A 25,472-nucleotide genomic window follows, 5' to 3' on the forward strand; every position below is an offset into this window, starting at 1 on the left:
CCGGTGCCCAAGCAAACCTAAACCTAAGTTCTTGTCAATTAAATATTAATTGCTTCTCTTTAAAATGTATTCATATTCCAGCGTGGCATAAGAGGTAGCTGGAGAAAAATCTGTTTTTGCCTTAGCTCTTCTTCTGAGTGTTAAATCAATGCTGCTGCTTCTGATATCGTATTCGCCATTTAAAATCATATTCCAATCGAAATCTGCTGTCCAAACGCCTTCGTCTGCAAAATAACCGATTCCATTTTTGAAAGTATAAGTTCCCTTGCCGCCCGAGGGTTTTAGATTCGTATTGGCGTTGGGTTCGATGTTAAACCTGCCATCTTTTAATGTAATCGAAATCGGACGGGTTTCTGGTACGGATTTTACGCTATTGGTAATCACCAAAACACCTGTATAATTGCCATCCAATAAAACATCAACGGTGGTTGCCTTTTTACAGCCCAACGATAACACGAAGACAAATAAAAGAATACAGATTTGAACTTTCATACCCCTTAAACGGAGCTCAGAATAAAAACGCTACACTTAAAGCAAAATCCATTCTGTGCCCTGTGTACCATGGATAAACTCAGTACGAGGCTCAAGATTTAAATAAGGATAGGTAACCTTAGAAAGGTATAAGCCTGTTGGGTGGGCAGGCAACGAAAGTTTGGAAGGTTTTAGGGTAATGAGCTCTCTTTCAAATTCATCAAAACTCAGTTCTCCTTTACCCACCATCAATAATTTACCCATAATAATGCGGATCATTTTGCCCAGAAAGCGGTTGCTGGCAATATGGAACCTAAATCTGTCGCCCTTTGCATTTACAAATAAAGCTGCTTCCATTACATTACAGATAGTGTGTTCGTATTTATCCGGATGTGTGCAAAAAGCCCTGTAATCTTTGTATTTGGGCAATAGTGCTACAACGGCTTTCATTTGATCAAAATCGAGATCGTCTAACTGATAAAATGAACTTTGTGTACTGAGGAAAGGGTCTTTATAGGTATGCACAAAATAATCGTATTTCCGTTGTACTGCATCGAACCTTGCATGAGGCTTGCCTTCCATTTTAATAATGTCGAATACCGCAATATTGTATGGTAATGCTTTATTGAGGATGTAGAGGAGGTCGAAATCGATGTCTTTTTCGATGTCAGCATGAAAGAAAAACTGACTCGCATGCACATGCGCATCTGTTCGCCCACAGCCATTAATGGCAATTGGTGACTTTAAAATCTTCGAAAGTGTTTGTTCAATAACTTCCTGAACGCTCTTAACCCCGGGTTGTTTTTGCCACCCACTAAAATATTGACCTTGATAGGCGATGTGAAAGAAATACCTCATTTTTCAGCTGCAATTTTACGGAAATTTTAGCAGCAGGAATATTAAATCCTATTTTTGCCCTGTAAATTTTAATCATGGATCTCATAAACTGTCCTTGCGGAAGCGGAAACACCTTTCAGAACTGTTGCCAGCCTTATCATTTGAAAATGAAAACAGCGCCAACAGCTGAGGTTTTGATGCGCTCCAGGTATTCGGCATTTGTAGTGGCCGATGCCGATCATCTTTACGAAACCACACATGTCAGCAAAAGAAAAGGTCATTCGAAAAGTGCTTATCTAAGCAGTGCAAAAAACACCAAATGGCTCAAGCTCGAAATTGTTTTTTCGGATTTTGATGTGGTGGAGTTTAAGGCTTTTTATCTGAACAAGAAGTTTCAAACAGAAGTACTGCATGAAAAATCTAATTTTAAACTAGAAGATGGCAGGTGGTATTATGTGGATGGTGAATTTTATGATTAAAATTGAAATCGCAAAATTCATATAAAATTTGCGATTCCATTCGCAGAATTAATATAAATTTTGCGATTTTACTCCTTTTAGCTATAATTTTTTGGCTTCGTTCCAATAAATATCCATCTCTGCAAGCGTCATATCAGCAAGCGCTTTTCCGTTTTCTTTTGCTTTGGTTTCGAGATATTGAAAACGTTTGATAAATTTTTTATTGGTTTTTTCAAGGGCATTTTCGGGGTTGATGTTGATGAAACGTGCATAATTGATCAAAGAGAATAATACATCACCAAATTCGGATTCGGCTCTTTCAATATCAATAGCGGTATTGTCGGTAACATTAAATTCGGCTTTAAATTCCTGCAGTTCTTCTTCTACCTTTTCCCAAACCTGATTTTTATCTTCCCAATCGAAACCTACTCCACGGGCTTTTTCCTGAATGCGGGCAGCCTTAACCAACGCAGGTAACGACGATGGAACACCGGCCAATACCGATTTATTACCTTCTTTTAGTTTAATCTGCTCCCAGTTGCGTTTTACATCTTCCTCATTTTGCACTTCAACATCACCATAAATATGTGGGTGCCGGTTTACCAGTTTATCGCAAACCCCATTTAAAACATCTGTGATATTAAAATCGTTGGTTTCGGAGGCAATTCGCGAATAGAACACCAAATGCATCATCACATCGCCAAGTTCCTTTTTAATTTCGTTTAAATCACCTTCTAAAATGGCATCACTCAGCTCATAAGTCTCCTCAATGGTTAAGTGGCGCAGAGTCTCCATCGTTTGTTTTTTATCCCATGGACATTGCGTACGCAGGGTATCTAAAACGGTTAATAAACGTGTAAAGGCATCGGCTGGATTATTGGCGCTTGCCGGAATCGGGTTGTTAGGCATGTTGTATGAAGCTAAATTATCGGATGCTAAAGTACCAAACCCAGGCGATTAAGAAAAGCTGAAAAGGTATTCTGAACCATAAATATTTTGGTCCAGGCCCCGGTTTATACAAATCTTCGTAATTGATCCTGTGTTTGGCTGCATAAATATTGGTAGGTAAAATGGCGATGAAGAAAACAATCAAGGCAATTCCGGTATAATATCGGGTGCTTTCTATAGCCAGGCCAATTGCAAATAAGATTTCCAGTACACCTGTCAACAGTACAATTTCTACCTTTTTAGGAATAAACAAAGGAATCATGGCTGCCATGCTCGTTTTAAATTTGAAATGACCAATGGCCGTAAAAAGCAACATTACGCCCATGGCAATATTGCCCGCGAAAATATTTCCTTTATCAAATGTAGTGTGACCGCCAAAGGCTAATAAAGCCACATATACAATAACCAATACGAATAAAGGTTTCATGACCGAATATCCTATTTTATTAGATTAAAAGCAATTAGTATGGTAGCTACAAACAAGATCACAAGGCCGGAAAGAAAAACGAAGTCGGCTACTTTTTCCAGTCGTTGGCTTGCTGTTTTTACCCTCCTCATCGAGATAAACGATAAGATACAACTCGTCATAAAAAACATTACTGCCGCCACGGCAAATTCATCAATTAAAGAGCCATCGGTAAGGGCAAGTTTTTTTAACGAAGTAAGCACAACAAAGCAGATGCCCAGCAGATTGGCAGAAGTGCTTAAAATATGTGGCGATCTATTTTCGGCCATTTTAATCTTTTTCCTCTAGTTTGATCTTCTTTGTAATGCGGTAAACACGTTTCTTTTTGTTGGGTTTATGTTCTTCACCCATTAAAATACCCCAGGGTTTTAGGTTATCAACGCGATCAAAGATGATTTTTAACATGGCGAGATAGGGGATACATAAAAACATACCCGAAATGCCCCAGATCATTTCGCCAACCACAATACCAATAAAAGCGAACAATGCATTTATTTTAACCTTGGAACCCACCACCAATGGCATCAGGACGTTCCCATCTATAGCGTGTACGCCAACAAAAGCAATTAAAACCAAAAGTACCTTACCTGCACCTGCTGTAGCGAAAGTGATTAGGCTGCTCACCAAGAGCGCGAAAAATATTCCCAGATAAGGCACCACATTAAATATACCGGCCACTAAGCCCAATAAAACAGCATATTTAACACCAAGCAAGCTAAGCACTGTGATCATTAATACCGTAACAATGAGCATCTGTAAGAATAAACCGATAATGTATTTTTTGATAATGTATTGAATCTGGCCCACGATTTCAGTAACCTTTTCTTTATGTTCTTCTCTGAAAACAGAAGTTAAAAAGGTAAATAAAACACGTCTGTAATTTAAAATGAAGAATGTAAACAGCAAGGTAAAGCCTAAAAACAGTAAGGTAGACGATAAAGTGGCTAAAGTTGTTGCTACAATTGCAGCACTCGTGGCCAGCGCTTTTTCGGTACTATCGTTTAAATAATCGAGTTGTTTCTGAGAATTTACACCAAAAGTATGCGAAATCCATTTTTGCAACTCATGGTACGAAACATTGGCTTTTTCTTTTAACAAAGGCCAATCGGCCCATAAATCGCTCAATTGGTTCCCAAAGAAATAGATAATACCACCAATTACGGCAATCATCAGGATGACCGATGCCAGTGTTGATAAGCCCCTTTTGAATTTTAACCGGCGCTCTAAAAAATTGCCCACAGGCAATAATAAAATGGCCATTAGAAAGGAAAAAAGCAGTGGAGCCAGCAAAGATTGCCCCAAAATGGCAATGTAGGTTAAGCTTATTAAACAGAAAAGAACCAATGCGAGTTTGGGCAGAAATGATAATTTGTCTTTCATATATTTTAAATCCTGTTTAATACAAAATGCCCGGTTAATTGTTTCATTAATCGGGCATTTAAATATAAGGGATTATTTTTTAATAGCTACTGGCTTTGTCTAAAAGAGAAATATCTTCAGGAGATAATTTTAAGTTTGCAGCTTCTGTAAACGATTTCAGCTGACTTAAATCGGTGACACTGGCAATTGGAGCTGTAATGGATGGATGGTGAATTAACCAGGCCAAAGCTACCGAAGCCTGCTCTACATGGTGTTTGTCTGCCACCTGATCCAATGCATCTAAAATTTTGAAACCGCGATCATTCAAAAATTTTTTAACGCCGCCGCCGCGCTGGCTTTTATTAAGATCGTCTTCACTGCGGTATTTCCCGGTTAAAAATCCACTTGCTAAGGAATAATAGGTAACTACACCCAAGCCATACTCTAAACATATTTTCTCATGTTCCTGTTCAAATTCTGCTCTATCATAAAGGTTATAACCTGGCTGGTAAACTTCGTAACGTGGTAAACTATGCGCGGTAGAATAAACTAACGATTCTTTTAACCGGTCCGCAGAAAAATTCGATGCGCCAATCCAGCGCACCTTTCCGTCCCTGATCAAGGTTTCGTAAGCACTTAATGTTTCCTCAACTGGAGTAGTTTCATCATCGAAATGCGAAAAGTAAAGATCTATATAATCGGTTTGAAGGCGCGATAAAGAATGCTCAACCTGGTTGATGATATAATCTTTTTTGAGCGATTTGCCCTGGCCCATATCCGAGCCAACTTTTGTAGCAATCACTACATCATGACGTTTATTATGCTGTTTGAGCCAGTTACCGATAATGGTTTCCGATTCTCCACCTTTATTTCCCGGAACCCAACGCGAGTATACATCGGCAGTATCAATAAAGTTGAATCCGCTTTCTACAAATTGATCTAATATTTCAAACGATTTCTTTTCGTCAATCGTCCAGCCAAAAACGTTTCCTCCAAATACTATGGGCGCAATATTTAAGTCGGTTTTTCCTAAAGTTCTTTTTTCCATGATATGAATGTTAATGTTATGCTAACAAATTTTGGAAGGTGTGGTTTTTGCAGGAGATCGAATTTGTGTTAAAATGAGATGAGTATGTTTTTTTTGGAAAGCAATCTACTGTTTCATATTATCGTTAATCCTGTTTTCCGCTGTAGCGCCATAGAAAAAACGGCGGCTGCCGCTACACCCAGGTTTAAGTACTTGGGCTGCTGCTTCTATTGAGGTTTTACTGCAAATTGCTTAAAAAGCCTATCCCCTCCACCTGCTAACCTTCTGCCTTAATTGCTCTCAGCATTTCCCGCTTTCCTGGTGCACCAGGTAGTTTTTCGATGGTAAATCCGCAGGCCTTAACCGCTCTCTTCAGTTTTCCGGTAATGGCATAGGTTACAAAAGTTCCGCCTGGTTTTAAGAAACTGCAGGCATGAGCAATGATTTCATCAGTCCACATTTCGGGTTGATGCTGAACAGAGAATGCATCGTAATAAATGATATCAAACTTTTGATCAGTTTGGTATTCGGCAAGCGTAGTATGTTGAATTTCCAGTGTGCTAAGTGATGATAGCTCTTGAGACACCTTCAACGCATTAGGATAATTGGAAATAAAATCAGTCCATATCTTTTCTGGAACATAGGCCGAATAACCCGTTTGCTCAATTACATCGCTGGTAAGTGGAAAAGCTTCTATACTGGTATAATTCAGGCTAATGTTGTTTGCTTCAGCATATTCGAAACTTAAAATAAAATTCAGTCCGGTGCCAAAACCAACTTCTAAAATGGAGATCTCCGCTTGGCCGGCAGAGGCAAATTTTAATCCTGCATCAATAAATACATGTTTACTTTCCTGCAATGCGCCATGTTTACTATGGTAATGTTCGCCTATCGTTTCGTTGTAAAGTGTATTCGAACCATCAGCAGTAGGGGTAATAATATTCATGGGCTTGGATTAGTAATGATTATTAGATTTCAAGATCGTGGTACAAATATAGATATAGGATGAATAGGATTATTGGATTTCAGGATAAATGAGTTTATTTAGATTCGGATTCCCGGCTTTGATCACCAGCTAAGTGAACGTATGCTTTGTTTGGCCGATTAATCATCGGACTCCCGACTCCCGACCCCAAACTTTTTTCTTTAATCTTTTGTTGCTAGCTTTGGTCTTACCCTAAACCCTAAACCCTAAACCCTAAACCCTAAACCCTAAACCTAAATATGGATATCGAATCTTTCAGAGAATATTGTTTGAGTTTGCCTGGTACAACCGAAGGGATGAAATGGGAACATCTGTGTTTTATGATTGAGGAAAAAATCTATGTGATCATTGCTATTGATGAGGGGAACAGCTTTTCCATTAAATGTAATCCCGATGAATTTGATGAACTTGCTGCCAGAGATGGCATCGCGCAGGCCTATCACATGGCAAAAAGACAATGGATACAGATCGAAAATTTAGATGTTTTAAATGATAAAGAACTTAAAAACAGGGTAGCCGACTCAAGAGCGATGGTTCTGGCTAAACTGCCAAAGAAAACGCAGGCAAAATATGCTTAAATCTGCAGGGCTTTTACACCAGTTTTTTTAAAGCCATGATGTAACCAATATGCATACCTTCGTGGAAAGGGACAAAATTTATAGCGTCTTCGATCGAGTTTAGTTTCATGCCATAACGTTTATCCCACGGATCAAACTGTTTAAAAATACCATTTTTATAGTCAGCCGCTAAACGGTCCATGCTGTTTAAAAGTACACTAAAAATAGATTCAATCTCTTCCTTTTCAAGAAAGGTATCTGGTTTTGTTCCGCTTAAAAAAGGAGTAAAATATTTTTCTTTTACAGTTATTTCAAGTCCAGATCTAACATAACACATATTTTGCTGCGCTGCGGTTAAGTGTGCAATGTTCCAGATGATGTTATTGTTAAAGCCCGCTGGAATTTTATTTAACTGTTCGGTATTTAAATCTTTTACCAGTTCCAGAATGAAAAGCCTGGTGTTTTTGATCTGAGTAATGGTAGCAAGTGTATCCAAAATTTAAATTTTTTTAGGGGCAGCAAACTAATGTTTACTGTTAGTTTTTGGATTCCTCTTTTTTAGAATCGTCTTTTTTTATACCCTTATCAGCATTTAATTCCTTCGATTTCATAATATTGAAACGGTACATATCTTCGATACCCACCAATTTTCTGGTACATTTTTCAATATCTGTTCCTTCTTGCCATAAATATGGACGGAAACTATAAGTCTTGGTGCCGTCTAAATTCGCAATAAACTGGTTCCAATTGCTCCAACGGAGACCCTTGTAAAATTTAGAAAGATCGCTATCAAAACAGAAAACAAGAAATTCGCCATAACCTGCACCAAGTGGTTGCCATGTTAAGGTGTTTGGCTCCAGGTAGTAAACATTTTTAATGTCTTTACCCAAACCACCATAATTAATGGCGAAAAAACCGCCTACAGCATCGTCGGCAATTAAAAGATATGGAATGTTATCGCCATATTCTTTAATCGTTTTTCCCTTGTTCCACTCCGCAATATTTCTCGTTAACCTTTCACTGCCCGAACCTAAAATTCTGATCCAGCCATTATCTATCAGAATGCCACCGGTATTGTAAATTACTGAGCCAAGTGTGGCATAAGTAGTCATTTGTGCGTTATACAACACCTCCTTTGCCTTAGCAGAATCGACAGGCAAGATTTCAACTTTATTCTTTGCAGAATCGACCCATTTTTTTACCAATGGCCAGGCTGGGTCTGTTTTATTTATTAATGCGTCGAGGCTTATTAATTTATTGTCTTGGGCGATGGCTGCTGAAGAAAATAAAGTTAAACCGAGGATAAAGAGGGTTTTGAATACGCTTTTCATGGAAAGGATGCTTATGTTTTCCAAAGATAGAATGATAATCAAGAATTGTTGAAAGGAGTGAGATAATTTTTGATTCTCTAGAAAATAATATAATGTCCTTCAACTGCTTTTTCCGATTCATCTGCATGTACAGGATAACAAATAATAAAAGTGAATATCAGTATCAGATGGTAACATCTGACACCACATCTATAAAAACAAAACGCCCCGAATATTTCGGAGCGTTTGTAATATAGGGATGATATTAATGTTTAAAATTTAGATTATTGCGGGGAAAACCCTATGCCATCAACCTTTAAACCTTCAACCTTAATCTACCACATTCTAATCCTGTCTTCTGGTTTCTTATACAATTTATCACCAGGTTTAACATCAAAAGCGGTGTACCAGGCGTCCATGTTTACCGGAGCACCAATCGTGCGGTACGGACCTGGAGAGTGTGGATCGGTTTTAATCAATTGAGCGGCACTTTCTGGCAAAATATTACCTCTCCAAACCTGTGCCCAGGCCAAGAAGAAACGTTGATCTGGGGTAAATCCATCAATTTTCTCATTGCTTTGACCTTGTTTAGTCATTTTAAACGCAGTATAAGCAGCATTTAATCCGCCTAAATCGCCAATGTTTTCACCCATGGTCAACTTTCCGATTACATGAACCGTATCCAATACAGTATACGCATCAAACTGCTCACCTAAAGCTTTGGTTTTGGCATCAAATTTAGCTTTGTCCTCAGCCGTCCACCAATTTTTTAAGTTACCCGAAGCATCATACTGACTTCCGCTATCATCGAAACCATGGCTCATTTCATGTCCGATTACAGCGCCAATACCACCATAATTTAAGGCATCATCAGCATTGGGATCAAAGAAAGGAAACTGTAAAATGCCGGCAGGAAAAGTAATTTCATTCATGGTTGGACTGTAAGAGGCGTTAACCGTAGGAGGTGTCATGCCAAAACGGGTACGGTCTAAAGGTTTGCCCAATCTATTTACATTTTCATTGTAGCCCCAAACACCCGCATTGCGTAAGTTTTGGAAATAGGTGTTTTTGTTGATTTCTAAGCCTGTATAGGTTTCCCATTTTGTGGTGTAACCAACTTTTGGTCTGAACGCGGCTAATTTCTCCAGAGCTTTTTTCTTGGTTTCGGCACTCATCCATTCTAAACCATTGATTCTGATTTCGAAAGCTTTACGCAGGTTCACAATCATGGCATCCATACGGGCTTTTGCTTCAGGCTTGAAATATTTAGCCACATACAGCTGCCCTAATAATTCGCCAATCGTACCATCTGTTAAAGATGACATGCGTTGCCAGCGTGGGGTTTGAACCTTTTGACCGGTTTGCGCCTGTGTAAAAGCAAAACTAGCCTTAACAAAAGGAGAACTCAAACTTGAGGCCGAACCTTTTAAAATATTCCATTCCAGATAAGTTTTCCAATCAGCTACTGAAACAGATTTCAACATCCCATCTAAACTGGTCATAAACTTGGGCGACGATACCAATAAAGTATCCTGACCTTTAATTTTGAATTTAGGTAAATAGGTTGCCCAGTTAATATCGGGAGTTTTTGCATTCAGCTCTGCAACAGTAAGTTTATTGTAGGTGGCGTAAGGATCGCGCATTTCTAAACGGCTCATTTGTGCTTCCGCAAATTGCTTTTCGATTTTATAAACCGTTGCTGCTTTTTGTTTGGCATCTTCGGTATTACTTCCGGTTAAGCCAAATAAGGTAGTCATATAAGTGTTGTAAGCCTCGCGGATTTTAACACTACGGGTATCATCTTTTAAATAATAATCACGATCTGGCAAAGTAGTTCCACCCTGACCAATATTAACCATATATTTATTTACATTTTTACGGTCCTGGCCAACACCAACACCGAACATGGCGCCGCCTAAGCCATTCACACGCATGTAAGCCACCTGATCTAAAACGCCTTGAATATCTTTAATTTGTTTGATTTTTTCTAAATCAGCCTTAATTGGTGTGTAACCTAATTTTTCGATCGTCACGGTGTCCATAGCGGCTGTAAAGAAATCGCCAACCCTGCGTTTCACTGAACCTGCAGGAGCTGATTTATCAGCAGCGGCATCTTCAACCAATGATTTTACTGCATTGATGTTAAAATCGCGGAGTTCGTTAAATGAACCCCAACGTGTTTCTTTAGCTGGAACAGGATTGTTTTTTACCCATGTACCACTTGCATAGGTGTAGAAATCATCGCCAGGTTTAACAGATAAATCCATGTTGGCCGGGTCGATAAATTTTTTGGTTGTTTGTGCGTTTGCAGAAAAGCCAGCAGCGACTATACCCAGTGCCGCAAAATATCTTTTCAAATTTTGGTATTTCATTCGCTTAATAAGTTAGTATTTAGGCGAAATTTATGAAATACAAATTAATACTGAAACAATATACTAAGAATATTACTTGTTAAACCAGTAGTAAATTTTTGCCAAGCCTAACCTTCTAATAAATTCGGCCGGTGAGAATAGGGTTTTAATAGATTTCATGATTTTAAATCTTTTATACACTATTAACATTTTTTAACAAAATTTATTGTGTGCTTGTGAAAAATATTGCTATTAAGAATGATTCGGGATAAAGCATTTTATTTTCCATAAATTTGAACATAATTGGCTAAACCCCGAAGGTTTTTAAAACCAATTCGGTTTATTCAACTGATAAATGATGTTATAAGCATATATAATGAGTCACTCCCACGATAAAGAAGATAGCTGTTGCAGCAGTAAAGTACATCCGGCACCAAAACATAACCATGATCATGCGCATGAAGATGGTGATGAGCACGACCACGACCATGGCGGCGATCCATCGGCTTTTAAAACCTACCTTCCGGCCATTGTAACATTGGTTATGTTATTGATCGGAATCGCTTTTGATAATCTTTTCAAAGTGCGTGCATTCCAGATCATCAGGCCTTATTGGTATATCGTGGCATATTTACCTGTGGGTATTCCGGTTTTGCGCGAGGTTTGGGAGACTTTTAAAGCCAAAGATTTTTTTACCGAATTCTCTTTAATGTCGATCGCTACTATTGGTGCCTTTGGCATTGGCCAGTATCCAGAAGGTGTAACGGTAATGCTTTTTTATACCATTGGCGAACTGTTTCAAATGGCCGCGGTAAACCGTGCGAAAAGAAATATTAAAGCTTTGCTCGATGTGCGTGCCGATGTAGCACATGTATTGCGCAATGGGAAATATGAGGATGTTAATCCCGAAAAAGTAGAAATTGGCGAAACCATACAGGTTAAAGCTGGCGAGAAAATTCCTTTAGATGGCGAATTGATCAGCGATAAAAGCAGTTTTAATACCGCCGCGTTAACTGGTGAAAGTAAACCCCGTACGATTAATAAAGGTGAGCCGATTTTAGCAGGGATGCTTAATTTAGATAAAGTAATCGAAGTAAAGGTAACTAAAGCTTTTGCCGATAGCGCATTGTCGCGCATATTGGAAATGGTTCAAAATGCCACCACCCGCAAAGCGAAAACAGAATTGTTCATCCGCAAGTTTGCTAAAATATATACACCGATAGTTTTCTTTTTAGCACTAGCCTTGGTTACTATCCCGATTCTGGTTTTAGGTAGCGAATACCATTTTCAAACCTGGCTGTACCGCTCGCTTGTTTTTCTGGTGATATCTTGCCCTTGCGCACTGGTTATTTCTATTCCACTGGGTTATTTTGGCGGAATCGGCGCCGCATCAGCCAATGGCATTCTTTTTAAAGGCTCTAACTTTCTGGATTTAATTACCAAATTGAATACTGTGGTGATGGATAAAACCGGAACCTTAACAAAAGGTGTTTTTAAAGTACAGAAAGTAGAAAGCAGTATTGATGAAAAGGAATTTTTAAACTTATTAACCGCTGTTGAAGCCAAATCTACCCATCCCATTGCGAAAGCAATAGTGGAATATGCTGGCGAAAAAGAAATCCATCCGGCCGAAAATATCGAAGAAATTGCCGGAATGGGCTTGAAGGGATTGGTAAATGGGAAAGAGGTTTTAGCAGGTAATGTCAAACTTTTGGAGAAATTCAAAATTGAGTTTGATGCCAGCATAAAGGACATTGAAGAAAGTATCGTAGTGGTGGCCATTGATCAGAAATATGTTGGTTATGTTTTAATTGCCGATGAAATAAAAGAGGATTCGGCAGAAGCCATTAAACAGCTCCATGAAAGTGGAATAAAACAGGTGGTGATGTTAAGCGGTGATAAAACATCGATCGTTAAAAAAGTAGCAATAAGTTTGGGCATCGATACTTACTTTGGCGACTTACTGCCCGAAGATAAAGTGGCCAAACTGGAAGAAATCAAAAGTGATAAAAGCAAAGTAGTGGCTTTTGTTGGCGATGGGATAAACGATACGCCGGTTTTGGCCATTAGTGATATTGGTATGGCTATGGGCGCAATGGGAAGTGATGCGGCTATTGAAACTGCAGATGTGGTTATTCAAACCGATCAGCCTTCTAAAATTGCGACTGCGATTAAAATCGGCAAGGCAACCAAAAATGTGGTGATTCAGAATATTGTTTTGGCCTTTGCGGTAAAAGCATTGGTTTTAATTTTAGGTGCAGGCGGCATTGCTACCATGTGGGAAGCCGTATTTGCCGATGTTGGGGTTGCGCTTTTGGCCATTTTAAATGCGGTAAGGATACAGAAAATGAAATTTCCTTAATTGGTTAACTGACCTTGGAGTAGCGACTTTAGATTAAAACATTGATTTGCTTGATCGTTAATTTAATGATATCTGCCAATTTCAAACTTAAAACCTATTGATAGTAAGTAAGATGTGTTGAAAAAAAGCGCAACAAATTACTATAAAAATTAGTATATTCGTTTGTGTCTAAGCCTATTCCATATCCAGTTTTAAACGATGATGAGCCTGTTAGGCAATTCAATGAACTTGATGCATCATTAACTTATAGTTATTCCAATTATTTAAACTGGCTTTTCCCTGAAAGGGTAGAGCTGATTAAGGGTAAAATCTTTAAGATGAGCCCTGCACCATCGAGAGTGCATCAGGAAGTTGCGGGTAGTATCTTCTTAAAACTAGGTAATTTTTTGGTTGGCAAACCTTGTAAGGTGTATTCAGCACCGTTTGATGTTCGTTTTCCAAAAGAAAGTAAAGCAGACAAAGATGTATATACTGTCTTGCAGCCAGATATTTGCGTCATCTGCGATAAAAGTAAACTAGATGCCCGTGGTTGTATCGGCGCACCCGATCTTGTAGTCGAGGTTTTATCTCCGGGCAATACCAAAATGGAACTGCTCAATAAATACCGTGTTTACGAAGAATTCGGTGTGAAAGAATACTGGGTGGTGAGCCAAAGTGATCAGAATATTTTAATTTACACCTTAAACAAGGAAGGTAAATTCCAGCCTTCTAAAATATTCACATTAAGTGAAAAAATTACCTCATCTGTGTTACCAGGTTTCGAATTGGCATTGGATGATGTTTTTGAAGATTTGTAAAATTCATCATTTTATCTGTTAATTTTTTTAGTGAGTTCGATTATGTCTAAGCCTATTCCATATCCAATTTTAAACGATGATGAGCCCGTTAAGCAGTTTAATGAGCTTGATGCATCATTAACTTATAGTTATGCCAATTATCTCAATTGGCTTTTTCCTGAAAGGGTAGAGCTGATTAAAGGTAAAATCTTTAAGATGAGCCCTGCACCATCAAGTGTTCATCAAGAAGTGATAGGCAACATATTTCTTAAATTAGGAAACTTTTTAAAAAAGCAACCTTGTAAAGTTTATATATCTCCTTTTGACGTTCGTTTTCCAAAGGAAAGTAACAACGATAAAGCTATCTTTACCGTGTTACAGCCAGATATTTGCGTAATCTGCGATAGAAATAAGATTGATGCCCGGGGTTGTATCGGCGCACCCGACCTTGTGGTTGAAGTTCTTTCTCCCGGCAATAGCAAAATGGAATTGCTTAATAAATATCGCGTTTACGAAGAGTTTGGTGTGAGAGAATACTGGGTGGTGAGCCAAAGCGATCAGAATATTTTAGTATACACCTTAAACGAGGAAGGTAAATTCCAGCCCTCTAAAATATTTACCCTTAGCGAAAAAATTACCTCATCCGTATTGCCAGGTTTCGAATTGACATTGGATGATGTTTTTGAGGATTTGTAATTCATCATTTTATCTGTTAATTTTTTTTAGTGAGTTCGATTATGTCTAAACCTATTCCATATCCAATTTTAAACGTTGATGAGCCCGTTAAGCAGTTTAATGAACTAGATGCATCATTAACTTATAGTTATGCCAATTATCTCAATTGGCTTTTTCCTGAAAGGGTAGAACTGATTAAAGGTAAAATCTTTAAAATGAGTCCTGCGCCCTCAAGGGTTCATCAAGAGGTTTCTATTAATTTATTAAATCCTATAATCAATTTTTTAAAGGGTAAGCCCTGTAAAGTTTATGCGGCACCGTTTGATGTTCGCTTTCCAAAAGAAAGTAAAGCTGATAAGGATGTGTTTACTGTACTCCAACCCGATATTTGCGTCATCTGCGATAAAAGTAAACTAGATGCCCGTGGTTGTATCGGCGCACCCGATCTAGTTGTCGAGATTCTATCTCCCGGCAATAGCAAAATGGAACTGCTTAATAAATACCGTGTTTACGAAGAATTTGGTGTGAAAGAATACTGGGTAGTGAGCCAAAGCGATCAGAATATTTTAATCTATACCTTAAACGAGGAAGGTAAATTCCAACCCTCTAAAATATTTACCCTCAGCGAAAAAATTACCTCAACCGTATTGCCAGGTTTCGAACTGGTATTGGATGATGTTTTTGAGGATATCGATTAACTCATTTTTCCTTTTGCGTATTACCATTTGAATCCGAGTTAACAAACACGATCGCGGTTAATACACATATCAGTACAAAATTGTATTCAATACCGTTTCTTCCGCCACCTACAACAAACCAACCTTCTTTAAAGTGGACCATAATAATACCCATAATCAACACAAATATGGTTGCGAAACAGGCCAGACGGATATATTTATTCATCACCAAAAGTATGGCGCAAACCACGTGTGAAAGTTTAATGGTCCAGGCAATAGCGACTCCAAAAGGAGCAAAGCCTATTTTGTTCAGGTAAAAGTTTCCAAAATCATTAATCCCGCCATCAAATATGCCTAAAACACTGTGCGATAATAAAATTATAGCAATGGTTACACGTAATATGGCAAAAGCAATATTGGAATTTCTAGTATTCATGGTCGTTTGAAGGTTATATCTATACTAAAATACAATTATCGATGAAAAGATGAACTAAATCGTTCACGTTTAAATTTATAAAATTTCATTTCTATACTTGCTTTCAGGCGATTTCTACTTTAGTTTTTGGCCTTAAAAACGTATTTTTGCCAATTAAATTGATATTGAATAATTTTTCATGAGCATATCCACCAAGTACAATCCTGCAGAAACAGAAGATAAATGGTATAGCTATTGGCTATCGAAGAAATTTTTTCACTCAGAACCCGATGAGCGCGAACCTTACACAATCGTTATTCCGCCGCCAAACGTTACAGGGGTGCTGCACATGGGGCATATGCTTAACAATACCATCCAGGATGTTTTGATCCGGAAAGCCCGTATGCAGGGCAAAAATGCATGCTGGGTTCCTGGTACCGACCATGCTTCTATTGCTACTGAAGCAAAAGTAGTAGCCATGTTAAAGGAGCAGGGGATCAATAAAAAAGATCTTTCGCGTGAAGAGTTTTTGAAATATGCATGGGAATGGAAAGAAAAATACGGCGGTATTATTTTAGAACAGTTAAAGAAATTGGGTGCCAGCTGTGATTGGGACCGTACCCGTTTCACCATGGAAGAAGATCTTTCTGAAGCAGTTATCGATTCGTTTATCCATTTATATAAAAAAGGATGGATTTATCGCGGTATCCGTATGGTAAACTGGGATCCGGCTGGTAAAACCGCTGTTTCTGACGAAGAAGTAATCCGTAAGGAAGTAAATCAAAAACTATATTATATTAGATATACCATTGTAGGCAATACGACTTCGGACTCCGGACTTCAGACTCCCGACTATCTTGTTGTAGCTACTACGCGACCGGAAACGATCATGGCTGATGCAGCAATCTGCATTAACCCGAACGACGAACGTTTTACGCACTTAAAAGGTAAAAAAGTTTTTGTGCCCCTGGTTAACCACGAAATTCCGGTTATCGAGGATGAATACGTAGATATTGAATTTGGAACGGGCTGTTTAAAAGTTACACCAGCGCACGATTTAAACGATTATGAACTGGGGGTGAAACACAATTTACCAGTTACCGATATTTTAAATGATGACGGGACTTTAAACGAACTGGCCGTTATTTTAGTAGGCGAAGACCGGTTTGTTGCCCGTAAAAAAATCGCCAAAATGCTCGAAGAGGCAGGTCATTTGGATAAAGTTGAAGATTATAAATCGCAGGTTGGTTTTTCTGAACGTACCGATGCCGCTATCGAACCTAAACTTTCGATGCAATGGTTTGTGAAAATGAAAGAAATGGCACAGCCTGCTTTGGATGATGTGCTGAATGGAGAGGTAAACCTGATTCCGAATAAGTTTGAGAATACCTATCGCCACTGGATGGAAAATGTTCGCGATTGGAACATCAGTCGCCAGTTATGGTGGGGACAAAGAATACCGGCCTGGTACGATGATAAAGGAAATTGGGTAGTTGCCAAAACGAAAGATGAAGCTTTAGAAGAATTCTGGAAGAAAAAACACCTGGATGAAAGCTGTGCAGAGACAGAAAAAGCCGGATTCAAACATCAGTTGGAACCTTTTTTAAGACAGGATGATGATGTAATGGATACCTGGTTCTCCTCATGGTTATGGCCGATTTCAGTTTTCGATGGTTTTAAAAACCCAGAAAATAAAGACATCAATTATTATTATCCAACCAACGATCTGGTTACCGCACCTGAAATTTTATTCTTCTGGGTGGCCCGTATGATTATGGCCGGACATGAGTTTATGGGTAAAAAACCATTTACAAATGTGTATCTAACTGGTATTGTACGCGATAAATTAGGCCGTAAAATGTCTAAATCGCTGGGTAATTCACCAGATCCGATCGGATTGATCGAAAAATATGGTGCAGATGCAGTGCGTGTGGGGATGTTAATGTCGTCGCCTGCCGGGAACGATTTAATGTTCGATGAAAGCTACTGTGAGCAGGGGCGTAATTTTGCCAGCAAAATCTGGAATGCTTTCCGTTTGGTAAAAGGATGGGAAGTTGACGAAAACTTAGCAAACCCGAATACCCAGGCCATATCGTGGTTCGAAAACCGCTTTAACGAAGCTTTAGTAGAAATTGAAGCCAATTTTAAACAATACCGCCTGTCGGAGGCGTTAATGATCACCTACAAATTGGTTTGGGATGATTTCTGTGCCTGGTATTTAGAAATGGTAAAACCAGCTTACCAACAATCAATTGATGCGGAGAGTTATAAAGCTACGATCGGATTTTTCGAAAATATCATCAAATTATTGCACCCCAACATGCCTTTCTTAACCGAAGAGTTATGGCATGATGATTTATTTGCCGAACGTGGCGAAATGGACTGCTGTATTGTTGCTGAGTTTCCAAAAGGTGGATCATTTGATGAGCAATTGTTGAAGGATGCAGAGGTGATCAAGACCGTAGTGGCTGAGATTAGAAATGTAAGAAATCAGAAGCAGATTTCGCCTAAAGAAGCTTTGTCACTCAGCATTAAAATAAACTCTGATTTAGATTACGAGAAATGGTTAAATATTGTTTTCAAATTGGCCAATGTATCTGAAGCTGAAATTGTGAACGATAAAATTGTTGGCGCAACTGCTTTTATGGCGGGTAAAGATGAATTCTTTATCCCTTTAACCGAAAATGTAGATATCGAAGCAGAACGCGAACGTTTAAATGCCGATTTAATTTATTTACAAGGTTTCTTAAAATCAGTTGATTCAAAACTGAGTAACGAGCGTTTCGTTCAGAACGCAAAACCTGAAATTATTGCCAATGAGCGTAATAAAAAGGCAGATGCTGAAGCGAAAATTAAAATTATTAAAGAAAGTTTGGCAATACTTAACTAGAAGATAAATACTATTCATTAAAAAGGCCTTTTAGAAAATAATCTGAAAGGCCATTTTTGTGCAGTGCAAGAAGAGGAATTAATTATTTCAAACGTTTTCCTAATATCCACAAAAGAGAGCCAATTGCCTTATAAACCAGCTTTATGGATGTTTATTTGAGGTTATTGCCATAGTTATCCATTGCTTTAATATAAGGTTTCAAAAATATTACTTATGAAAATTTAAGGTTTGCTTTTATTAACCATATTTTAGATTTTGTTAAAACGGTTTACCAGACCGCAAACTATTTAAGTGATAATCTAACCTCATATCTTCAAATGGAAAACTCCAGACGAAAATTTATTAAACAATCAGCAGTATTTGCTGCAGCTACCTATGCAGGTACGATGGGCATGAGCGCCAAAAGTTATGGGCGTATTATTGGTGCAAATGATCGGGTGCGTGTTGGTGTTGTCGGATTTTCTGATCGCTTTAAAGACACACTTTTGCCTTGTTTCCTGAACCACAACAAGGAATTAAACTTCGATATCGTTGGCCTTTCCGATTTATGGAACTACCGTAGAGATTTAGGAATTGCCCATTTAAAATCAAAATTCGGACACGATATAAAAGCTTGCCGTAATAACGACGAACTTTATGCAACCAAAGATCTCGATGCCGTAATTATCAGTACCGCCGATTTTCAACATGCCTTGCATACCATCGAAGCGGTTAAAGCCAGTTGCGATGCCTATGTAGAGAAACCCTTTGCCGAAACCATGGACGATGCCAAAGCTGCGTTAAAAGCCGTTAAGGCCAGTAAGCAGATTGTGCAGATCGGCTCACAAAGAAGAAGTGGGGAAAATTATACCAACGCAGCAAAATTTATACAGGATGGAAAATTTGGACCGATAACCGCCGTAGATTTAGTTTGGAATGTAAACCAACCAGGAAGATGGCGCAGACCAGATTTAGTGGCCAAATTAAAAGAGGAAGATATCGATTGGAAACGTTTCTTGCTTAACCGCCCAACAGAGGCTTTCGATCCAAGAAAATATTTAGAATATAGATTATTCTGGCCATATTCTTCAGGAATGCCAGGGCAGTGGATGTCGCACCAGATTGATACCGTACATTGGTTCACCAATCTGAAACATCCACGTAGTGTAGTGGCAAATGGCGGCATTTACACCTGGAAAGATGGCCGCAGAAACTGGGATTCGATGGTTGCGGTATTCGATTACGGTCAGCCCGATACTACGGATGGTTTCCAGGTTACTTTTACCTCGCGCATGCAAAATAGTGTAGGCAGTACAGGTGAAGTATATTATTCGAATGGTGGCGAACTGAATTTAATCACTAATAAGGTATCACCAAAAGGAGGATTAAGACAGGAAGAGGCTGCAGCCATGGGTATGAAAGCCAATCTTTTACCTGAATTTGATTTAAGCAAAACCGAAATTAAAACAGCAACAGGAGCCAATATGGGCGGTGATGCGTTAACTTCTGGCCACATGCGCAACTGGATGGAATGTGTACGAAGCCGTAAAACACCAAATGCGCCTGTAGAAGCTGGTTATTCGCATTCTATTGCCAATATCATGACCAATGCAGCCGTAAGAACAGGCGCAAAAGCAATTTTCGATGAAGGCAAACAAGAAGTAATTGCAAACGGAAAAGTATTTAAATATTAATCAAAATATCGTCGGTAGGAGGTAAAGTAATCGATCCCGCAAGAAAGATTGCTTCGTCATTCTTCCTCGCAATGACGGAAAGAAAAATCTAATCATGTTAAATATAAAAAAGTATAGTATTCTAGCCCTTTCCCTGATCAGTTTGTCAGCTGCTGCCCAAAAAGCAAAACCACTATTTGATGGTAAAACCTTAACCGGATGGAAAGCCGTTGCCGGTGCTGCCCCATACCAAGTTGAAGATGGAATGATTGTAGGCGCGATGACCAAAGGCACACCAAATTCGTTCCTGATTACAGAAAAAGAATATGGCGACTTTGTGTTAGAACTAGATGTGAAACTGGAAGGTGAAACCACCAATTCGGGTATTCAAACGCGTAGCCACATTAAACCGGAAGGTAATAATGGTAAAGGTTTGGTTTTTGGTCGCCAGGTAGAAATAGACCCTACACCAAGAGCGTGGACAGGAGGGATTTACGATGAAGCCAGAAGACTATGGTTATATCCATTAGAACTTAATCCTTCGGCTAAGCCTTTATATAAAAAGAACGAATTTAACCATTACAAAATCGAATGTATTGGTAATGAAACCAAAACCTGGGTAAATGGAACGCCCGTTGCTTATGTGATTGATACCCTGGATAAAACTGGTTTTATTGGTTTGCAGGTACACGGTATCGGTAATAATTTAGAAAACGATGGCAAAAAAGTTTATTTCAAGAACATCAACATCCAAACAGAGGGTTTAAAGGCCAAAGCTTTTCCGAAAGGAGTTTATGCCGTTAACTTAACACCAAATACCCTATCTGCTTACGAAAAATCAGAAGGATATAAACTGCTTTTTGATGGTAAAAGCAATGCTGGCTGGATAGGAGCTTATAAAACCACTTTCCCAGCCAAAGGTTGGAAAATTGCCGATGGTGTAATCAGCGTAGAGCCATCAGGAGGGGCCGAATCGACCAATGGTGGTGATATTGTAACCAAAGAGGAGTATGCTGCTTTCGATATGTCGTTCGAATTTAAACTTACTCCAGGTGCAAATAGTGGCGTGAAATACTTCGTTACCTTAAGCGAAAAAAATACAGGTTCAGCCATCGGATTAGAATATCAGGTTTTGGATGATGTATTACACCCTGATGCAAAGTTGGGTAGAGATGGAAACCGTACTTTGGGCTCGTTATACGATTTAATGACAGCCAAGAAAGAAGCGCGATACCTGCGCCCAATTGGAAGCTGGAACAACGGTCGTTTGGTAGTTTACCCTAACAATAAAGTAGAACATTATTTAAACGGCGTAAAAGTGTTAGAATATACCCGCGGCTCAGAAGAGTTTAAAAAATTGGTTGCCATTAGTAAATATAAGGATTGGAAAAACTTTGGTGAAGCACCAAAAGGTCATATCCTGCTTCAAGACCATGGCAATAAAGTAGATTTTAGGACGATTAAAATTAAAACTTTGTAAGTTTTTGACCTGGAAACGAGTGTGAAGGTCTAAGTTATTTTAAGAATTTTTAACCACAGATGCACACACCTGCCCGACTGTTCAGGCGGGGATAAACACGGATTTTATCTGTGTGTATTCCCGCTTGAACGGAATGGCAACCTTCTAAGCACAGAAAGAAATTGAATAGCCCCGACAAACGCGAAAATACTTTTTGTTGCATTTCTGATTATATTGCAGATTCAGGCAACAAAAAGATTGCAGCATTGGCGGGACTGCCATTAATAGCAGTAGTGTTTTGGCGCTACAAATTATAATTTTAAAAATAAAATATTTTAACATATCATGCAGCGTAGGTCGTTTGTTAAAACATCAGCTTTATTAGGCTCTGGTTTGTTTTTGGGTAACCAGGGCTTTGCCAGTTTAATGGCTGATGAAATTATTAATGTCGCCATGATTGGTTGTGGCGATCGGGGTAAAGGGGTACTATCGGTTATTAAATCGATGCCCAATAAGTATAACATTAAAGCCTATTGCGATTTACTCGATTTTAGACTTAAGGAAACTGAAAAGTATGTGCCTGCCGATGCTAAAGCCGTAAAAGATTACCACAAAGTGCTGGATGATAAAACCATTCAGGCGGTTTTTATTGCCACACCCTTAAGCGAGCATTTCAAAATTGCCAAAGATGCGGTACTCGCAGGCAAACATGTGTATCTGGAAAAAACCATGACCTACAATATTGCCCAGGCACTCGAACTTAAAAAAGTGGTCAAGCAACACCCCAATCAGATATTTCAGGTCGGTTACCAATACCGTTATTCGCCCTTATATTTCAAGGTAAAAGATATGATCCAGAGTGGTTATTTGGGCAAGGTAACGCAGATAGATTGCCGCTGGGACCGCAATGGCAACTGGCGTAGGGCAGTGCCAGATCCCGCTTTAGAAAGGAAAATCAACTGGCGGATGTATAAAGAATATTCTGGTGGATTAGCAGCAGAACTGCTCTCACACCAGATCGATTTTATCAACTGGGCATTCGAAACACAGCCCGACGAAATTATGGGCTCGGGCGGTATCGATGTTTTTAAAGATGGCCGCGAAACCTACGATAATATCCAGGCCATTCTCCGTTATAACGAAAAAGGCATGATCGGCAACTTTGGTGCCACCTGCGGCAATGCGCACGATGGTTACCTGTTTAAAATAAAAGGTACCAAAGGATCGGTTTCTTTGCTTACCAACACGGGTTTGTTTTACCCTGAAGAAAGTACCAAAAAAGATTTGGGCATTGTTGACGGCGTAACAGGAGCAACTAAAATTGTGGTGAACAAAGACGGCGGAATCCCGATTTTGGATAAAGCCACTTTAGATGGAACCAATTATGCACTTGATGAATTTTATAAGTCGGTAATAACCAAAAAAGAACCCGCATCGAATATTAATACCGGAACACAAGCGGCTATTTGCGTGGCGATGTGCAATGAAGCCATTTATAGCGGTAACAAACAGGTTTGGAAAACTGAGTATAGTGTATAGATCACATGTCATCTATTGGTCGGTGTCTCAGCGGCCAAGAAGGTAACTACGATGCTACTTTCATTTTGTTTTGGAAAGCAATTGCAGTAGATCTTTTTAAGGTTCGTCCTGCTTTCTGCTCCAATCTTTTTTGCCCTTCGACTACGCTCAGGGTGACAAAAAAGGATTTTCGCGTCAATCAGGTTTAAAATCGGATGGCTTTTGCTGCTATTGATGGTTGAATAGCATGATTAGAAAACCTAATTAAAATGATTGTCATCCTGAGGGACGAAGGATCTTTTTAATTGGTTGCAGATCTCTGGTAAATTTAACTCCATGTTTTTCCGTGCCTCAGTGGCAAAAAAAAACTACAATCCCAAATATTCAGGCATTTCCTGTACAAAATTAAACTTGCCTTTCTCCAGATCCATCTTGGCATAAACATGCTGTAAGCCATTGGTGAGCACAATCCATTGGGCCTGGTGGATAGAATTATACCGCGATGCCTGATCGAATACCGATTGGGTGATTTTTACCTTTGGTGCCTTGCATTCAATTAACATCAGCTTTTCGCCGGCTGTATTGTACACTAAAATATCGCTACGCTTTTGCAATTGGTTTAATACCAAACCACCCTCAATCTGGATCAAGGTGCGTGGGAATTTCTTTTCTAAAATCAGGTTCTGTATAAAATGCTGCCGCACCCATTCTTCGGGCGTTAACACCAGATGTTTTTTCCTGAGCTCATCGAATATAAAAACCACCTCATCTTTCTGTGTAATTTTAAACGGATAGGGCGGAAGGTTGAGCGGAGTAGGGGTAAACATTTTCAGTTGGCGGTTTTCAGTTTGCAATTGGCAGTTTTCAGTTAACAGTTGAAAGTTTTCAGTTAACAATTCGCAGTTAACCAGTTTCAACGATTAACCGATTAACCATTAATACAGTTTTCAGTTAACAATGCAACAATAAAACAATTAGCAATTATTACAACTCCAAAGTTAATTAATTCTCAGATATGCAGGTAAATCTCCCATCTAATATCTCACGTCTCAAATCTCACATCTCAAATCTAATGTCTCCAATCTCAACGCTAATTATAAACATTTACCCAAATCCTTAAACCTAAATCGTAATTTTACGGTCAATGACTGCTGCCGAAATTATTAAAGATATTAAAGCCCGAAAGTTTAAACCAGTGTACTTATTACATGGTGAAGAATCTTTCTATATCGATCAAGTAACAGATTATATCGAAGATAAACTGCTGAACGATGCCGAAAAGGGCTTCAATCAAACTGTTTTATACGGAAAAGATACCGATATGGCTACGGTTTTGGGTGCTGCAAAACGTTACCCGATGATGTCTGATTACCAGGTGGTAATTGTTAAGGAAGCACAGGATTTAAAATGGGGCAAAGAAGATTCGAGCAGCAAAGAAGGCGAGTTTGTACTCAATTATTTTGAAAAGCCTTTGCCAAGTACCATTTTGGTGCTGGCCTTTAAGTATGCCAATTTCGATAAGCGTAAAAAAATCTATAAAGCCATTAACAAAAGCGGACTGATCTTTCAGTCGGATCCCGTTCGCGATTACAAACTGGTGCCCTGGATTGAAGATTTCATTAAAGAAAAAGGATACAAGGTTGATCAGCAGGCATCGGCATTAATGGCCGAATATTTAGGCACAGATCTTTCTAAAATTGCCAACGAGATCGAAAAATTAATGCTAAATGTGCCCAAAGAGGTCACCATTAATACCGACCTGGTTCAGAAAAATATAGGCATTAGTAAGGAATACAACGTTTTCGAACTGCAAAAAGCACTGGCCATCCGCGATGTACTGAAATGCAATAAGATTATCAATTACTTCGCCAGCAATCCTAAAGCCAATCCAACAGTGATGGTTTTAGCCAACTTAGGCGGTTATTTTACCAAACTTTTAAAATACCATTATATCCCCAATAAAGCCGATTCGGCGTCGGCTCTGGGCGTGCCTCCGTTTTTTATCAAAGATTATGAAGTGGCGGCCAGAAATTACAATACAGGTAAGGTTTTTCAGGTGATCGGTCTGCTGCGCGAGTACGATTTAAAAAGTAAGGGTTTAGACAGTACCGGAAACGTAGATGATGGAGAACTCTTAAAAGAACTCGTTTTCAAAATCGTGCACTGATCTTTTTTTCGCAAAAGCCTGTTCTATATTGCTCATCAAACGTTTGCGCAATTTTTAGGGCTTTTATTGTAATTTAATATCATTATTTTAGAAATTAATAGCACTTCAACAC

The 25,472-nt window shown here is 38.9% G+C and carries 24 protein-coding genes; 11 read left to right on the forward strand and 13 right to left on the reverse strand.

Translation table 11 applies throughout. The features are described 5' to 3' along the window. Positions 1 to 45: 45 nt before the first annotated feature. Both R2S57_RS21275 and R2S57_RS21280 read right to left on the reverse strand, forming a co-directional pair. Positions 46 to 492 carry a hypothetical protein gene (locus tag R2S57_RS21275; protein ID WP_316846959.1) on the reverse strand — a complete coding sequence of 149 codons (447 nt, stop codon included), beginning with the start codon at positions 490 to 492 and terminating at the stop codon, positions 46 to 48. A gap of 36 nt (positions 493 to 528) precedes the next feature. Beyond that, positions 529 to 1,329 carry a tRNA pseudouridine synthase A gene (locus R2S57_RS21280; RefSeq protein ID WP_316846960.1) on the reverse strand — a complete coding sequence of 267 codons (801 nt, stop codon included), beginning with the start codon at positions 1,327 to 1,329 and terminating at the stop codon, positions 529 to 531. Positions 1,330 to 1,403: 74 nt separating this feature from the next. Here R2S57_RS21280 and R2S57_RS21285 point away from each other — a divergent pair, with 74 nt between their 5' ends. Next, positions 1,404 to 1,787 carry a YchJ family protein gene (locus tag R2S57_RS21285; protein WP_316846961.1) on the forward strand — a complete coding sequence of 128 codons (384 nt, stop codon included), beginning with the start codon at positions 1,404 to 1,406 and terminating at the stop codon, positions 1,785 to 1,787. Positions 1,788 to 1,868: 81 nt separating this feature from the next. Here R2S57_RS21285 and mazG read toward each other — a convergent pair whose 3' ends face one another. The 6 genes from mazG to mnmD all read right to left on the reverse strand — a co-directional run bounded on the left by mazG (position 1,869) and on the right by mnmD (position 6,512). After that, on the reverse strand, positions 1,869 to 2,675 hold the full coding sequence (gene mazG, locus R2S57_RS21290; protein ID WP_316846962.1) for a nucleoside triphosphate pyrophosphohydrolase: 807 nt from the start codon (positions 2,673 to 2,675) through the stop codon (positions 1,869 to 1,871). Positions 2,676 to 2,691: 16 nt separating this feature from the next. Next, positions 2,692 to 3,141, reverse strand: coding sequence for a hypothetical protein (locus R2S57_RS21295; protein ID WP_316846963.1), 450 nt, complete (start codon positions 3,139 to 3,141; stop codon positions 2,692 to 2,694). Positions 3,142 to 3,152: 11 nt separating this feature from the next. Then, positions 3,153 to 3,449 (reverse strand): hypothetical protein, encoded by a 297-nt coding sequence (locus R2S57_RS21300; RefSeq protein ID WP_316846964.1) that lies wholly within the window; start codon positions 3,447 to 3,449, stop codon positions 3,153 to 3,155. A 1-nt stretch (position 3,450) separates the two neighbouring features. Then, on the reverse strand, positions 3,451 to 4,560 hold the full coding sequence (locus R2S57_RS21305) for an AI-2E family transporter (RefSeq protein WP_316846965.1): 1,110 nt from the start codon (positions 4,558 to 4,560) through the stop codon (positions 3,451 to 3,453). Between the two features lie 79 nt (positions 4,561 to 4,639). Continuing rightward, a complete protein-coding gene (locus R2S57_RS21310) occupies positions 4,640 to 5,587 on the reverse strand; it encodes an aldo/keto reductase (protein ID WP_316846966.1) in 948 nt (315 codons plus the stop codon). 256 nt (positions 5,588 to 5,843) lie between these two features. After that, positions 5,844 to 6,512 carry a tRNA (5-methylaminomethyl-2-thiouridine)(34)-methyltransferase MnmD gene (gene mnmD, locus R2S57_RS21315; RefSeq protein WP_316846967.1) on the reverse strand — a complete coding sequence of 223 codons (669 nt, stop codon included), beginning with the start codon at positions 6,510 to 6,512 and terminating at the stop codon, positions 5,844 to 5,846. Between the two features lie 278 nt (positions 6,513 to 6,790). On the opposite strand from mnmD, the gene R2S57_RS21320 reads away from it, so the two are divergent. Further along, complete coding sequence (locus R2S57_RS21320) at positions 6,791 to 7,129, forward strand: MmcQ/YjbR family DNA-binding protein (RefSeq protein ID WP_316846968.1); 339 nt, start codon at positions 6,791 to 6,793, stop codon at positions 7,127 to 7,129. A gap of 13 nt (positions 7,130 to 7,142) precedes the next feature. Here the strand turns inward: R2S57_RS21320 and R2S57_RS21325 are convergent, their stop codons facing one another. The 3 genes from R2S57_RS21325 to R2S57_RS21335 form a co-directional block, all read right to left on the reverse strand. Next, positions 7,143 to 7,604 (reverse strand): DinB family protein, encoded by a 462-nt coding sequence (locus R2S57_RS21325; protein WP_316846969.1) that lies wholly within the window; start codon positions 7,602 to 7,604, stop codon positions 7,143 to 7,145. Positions 7,605 to 7,644: 40 nt separating this feature from the next. Beyond that, the gene (locus R2S57_RS21330) at positions 7,645 to 8,439 is read right to left on the reverse strand and encodes a DUF2625 domain-containing protein (RefSeq protein ID WP_316846970.1); all 795 of its coding nucleotides are present in this window, start codon (positions 8,437 to 8,439) and stop codon (positions 7,645 to 7,647) included. A 314-nt stretch (positions 8,440 to 8,753) separates the two neighbouring features. Beyond that, entirely contained in the window at positions 8,754 to 10,790 is a 2,037-nt protein-coding gene (locus R2S57_RS21335) for a M13 family metallopeptidase (protein ID WP_316846971.1), read from the reverse strand. A 355-nt stretch (positions 10,791 to 11,145) separates the two neighbouring features. On the opposite strand from R2S57_RS21335, the gene R2S57_RS21340 reads away from it, so the two are divergent. From R2S57_RS21340 to R2S57_RS21355, 4 genes are all read left to right on the forward strand, one after another. After that, entirely contained in the window at positions 11,146 to 13,131 is a 1,986-nt protein-coding gene (locus tag R2S57_RS21340) for a heavy metal translocating P-type ATPase (protein ID WP_410479096.1), read from the forward strand. A gap of 164 nt (positions 13,132 to 13,295) precedes the next feature. After that, positions 13,296 to 13,928 carry a Uma2 family endonuclease gene (locus R2S57_RS21345; protein WP_316846972.1) on the forward strand — a complete coding sequence of 211 codons (633 nt, stop codon included), beginning with the start codon at positions 13,296 to 13,298 and terminating at the stop codon, positions 13,926 to 13,928. Between the two features lie 42 nt (positions 13,929 to 13,970). After that, a complete protein-coding gene (locus tag R2S57_RS21350; RefSeq protein WP_316846973.1) occupies positions 13,971 to 14,603 on the forward strand; it encodes a Uma2 family endonuclease in 633 nt (210 codons plus the stop codon). Positions 14,604 to 14,644: 41 nt separating this feature from the next. Then, positions 14,645 to 15,280, forward strand: a complete 636-nt coding sequence (locus R2S57_RS21355) for a Uma2 family endonuclease (protein ID WP_316846974.1) — start codon at positions 14,645 to 14,647, stop codon at positions 15,278 to 15,280. 1 nt (position 15,281) lies between these two features. Here R2S57_RS21355 and R2S57_RS21360 read toward each other — a convergent pair whose 3' ends face one another. Next, positions 15,282 to 15,695: a DoxX family protein gene (locus tag R2S57_RS21360; RefSeq protein WP_316846975.1), complete on the reverse strand. Its 414-nt coding sequence runs from the start codon at positions 15,693 to 15,695 to the stop codon at positions 15,282 to 15,284. A 178-nt stretch (positions 15,696 to 15,873) separates the two neighbouring features. Between R2S57_RS21360 and R2S57_RS21365 the strand changes: the two genes are divergently transcribed. The 4 genes from R2S57_RS21365 (at position 15,874) to R2S57_RS21380 (ending at position 23,214) form a co-directional block, all read left to right on the forward strand. After that, the gene (locus R2S57_RS21365; RefSeq protein WP_316846976.1) at positions 15,874 to 18,564 is read left to right on the forward strand and encodes a valine--tRNA ligase; all 2,691 of its coding nucleotides are present in this window, start codon (positions 15,874 to 15,876) and stop codon (positions 18,562 to 18,564) included. 317 nt (positions 18,565 to 18,881) lie between these two features. Then, on the forward strand, positions 18,882 to 20,237 hold the full coding sequence (locus tag R2S57_RS21370; protein WP_316846977.1) for a Gfo/Idh/MocA family protein: 1,356 nt from the start codon (positions 18,882 to 18,884) through the stop codon (positions 20,235 to 20,237). 94 nt (positions 20,238 to 20,331) lie between these two features. Then, the gene (locus tag R2S57_RS21375; RefSeq protein ID WP_316846978.1) at positions 20,332 to 21,696 is read left to right on the forward strand and encodes a DUF1080 domain-containing protein; all 1,365 of its coding nucleotides are present in this window, start codon (positions 20,332 to 20,334) and stop codon (positions 21,694 to 21,696) included. A gap of 324 nt (positions 21,697 to 22,020) precedes the next feature. After that, on the forward strand, positions 22,021 to 23,214 hold the full coding sequence (locus R2S57_RS21380; RefSeq protein ID WP_316846979.1) for a Gfo/Idh/MocA family oxidoreductase: 1,194 nt from the start codon (positions 22,021 to 22,023) through the stop codon (positions 23,212 to 23,214). Positions 23,215 to 23,561: 347 nt separating this feature from the next. Here the strand turns inward: R2S57_RS21380 and R2S57_RS21385 are convergent, their stop codons facing one another. Continuing rightward, positions 23,562 to 24,020 (reverse strand): type I restriction enzyme HsdR N-terminal domain-containing protein, encoded by a 459-nt coding sequence (locus R2S57_RS21385; RefSeq protein WP_316846992.1) that lies wholly within the window; start codon positions 24,018 to 24,020, stop codon positions 23,562 to 23,564. Positions 24,021 to 24,337: 317 nt separating this feature from the next. Here R2S57_RS21385 and holA point away from each other — a divergent pair, with 317 nt between their 5' ends. Then, a complete protein-coding gene (gene holA / locus R2S57_RS21390; protein ID WP_316846980.1) occupies positions 24,338 to 25,360 on the forward strand; it encodes a DNA polymerase III subunit delta in 1,023 nt (340 codons plus the stop codon). Positions 25,361 to 25,472 lie beyond the last annotated feature (112 nt).

It is taken from the genome of Pedobacter psychrodurus, assembly GCF_032678585.1.
Taxonomy (GTDB): domain Bacteria; phylum Bacteroidota; class Bacteroidia; order Sphingobacteriales; family Sphingobacteriaceae; genus Pedobacter; species Pedobacter psychrodurus_A.

Bases quoted from the DNA above. Each gene is read 5' to 3' on its own strand.
- R2S57_RS21275 (WP_316846959.1), bottom strand. From the start codon at position 492: ATGAAAGTTCAAATCTGTATTCTTTTATTTGTCTTCGTGTTATCGTTG.
- R2S57_RS21370 (WP_316846977.1), top strand. From the start codon at position 18,882: ATGGAAAACTCCAGACGAAAATTTATTAAACAATCAGCAGTATTTGCT.
- R2S57_RS21365 (WP_316846976.1), top strand. From the start codon at position 15,874: ATGAGCATATCCACCAAGTACAATCCTGCAGAAACAGAAGATAAATGG.
- R2S57_RS21335 (WP_316846971.1), bottom strand. From the start codon at position 10,790: ATGAAATACCAAAATTTGAAAAGATATTTTGCGGCACTGGGTATAGTC.
- holA (WP_316846980.1), top strand. From the start codon at position 24,338: ATGACTGCTGCCGAAATTATTAAAGATATTAAAGCCCGAAAGTTTAAA.
- R2S57_RS21380 (WP_316846979.1), top strand. From the start codon at position 22,021: ATGCAGCGTAGGTCGTTTGTTAAAACATCAGCTTTATTAGGCTCTGGT.
- R2S57_RS21320 (WP_316846968.1), top strand. From the start codon at position 6,791: ATGGATATCGAATCTTTCAGAGAATATTGTTTGAGTTTGCCTGGTACA.
- R2S57_RS21280 (WP_316846960.1), bottom strand. From the start codon at position 1,329: ATGAGGTATTTCTTTCACATCGCCTATCAAGGTCAATATTTTAGTGGG.
- R2S57_RS21305 (WP_316846965.1), bottom strand. From the start codon at position 4,560: ATGAAAGACAAATTATCATTTCTGCCCAAACTCGCATTGGTTCTTTTC.
- R2S57_RS21355 (WP_316846974.1), top strand. From the start codon at position 14,645: ATGTCTAAACCTATTCCATATCCAATTTTAAACGTTGATGAGCCCGTT.
- R2S57_RS21310 (WP_316846966.1), bottom strand. From the start codon at position 5,587: ATGGAAAAAAGAACTTTAGGAAAAACCGACTTAAATATTGCGCCCATA.
- R2S57_RS21350 (WP_316846973.1), top strand. From the start codon at position 13,971: ATGTCTAAGCCTATTCCATATCCAATTTTAAACGATGATGAGCCCGTT.
- mazG (WP_316846962.1), bottom strand. From the start codon at position 2,675: ATGCCTAACAACCCGATTCCGGCAAGCGCCAATAATCCAGCCGATGCC.
- R2S57_RS21295 (WP_316846963.1), bottom strand. From the start codon at position 3,141: ATGAAACCTTTATTCGTATTGGTTATTGTATATGTGGCTTTATTAGCC.
- R2S57_RS21385 (WP_316846992.1), bottom strand. From the start codon at position 24,020: ATGTTTACCCCTACTCCGCTCAACCTTCCGCCCTATCCGTTTAAAATT.
- R2S57_RS21285 (WP_316846961.1), top strand. From the start codon at position 1,404: ATGGATCTCATAAACTGTCCTTGCGGAAGCGGAAACACCTTTCAGAAC.
- R2S57_RS21375 (WP_316846978.1), top strand. From the start codon at position 20,332: ATGTTAAATATAAAAAAGTATAGTATTCTAGCCCTTTCCCTGATCAGT.
- R2S57_RS21300 (WP_316846964.1), bottom strand. From the start codon at position 3,449: ATGGCCGAAAATAGATCGCCACATATTTTAAGCACTTCTGCCAATCTG.
- mnmD (WP_316846967.1), bottom strand. From the start codon at position 6,512: ATGAATATTATTACCCCTACTGCTGATGGTTCGAATACACTTTACAAC.
- R2S57_RS21360 (WP_316846975.1), bottom strand. From the start codon at position 15,695: ATGAATACTAGAAATTCCAATATTGCTTTTGCCATATTACGTGTAACC.
- R2S57_RS21330 (WP_316846970.1), bottom strand. From the start codon at position 8,439: ATGAAAAGCGTATTCAAAACCCTCTTTATCCTCGGTTTAACTTTATTT.
- R2S57_RS21340 (WP_410479096.1), top strand. From the start codon at position 11,146: ATGAGTCACTCCCACGATAAAGAAGATAGCTGTTGCAGCAGTAAAGTA.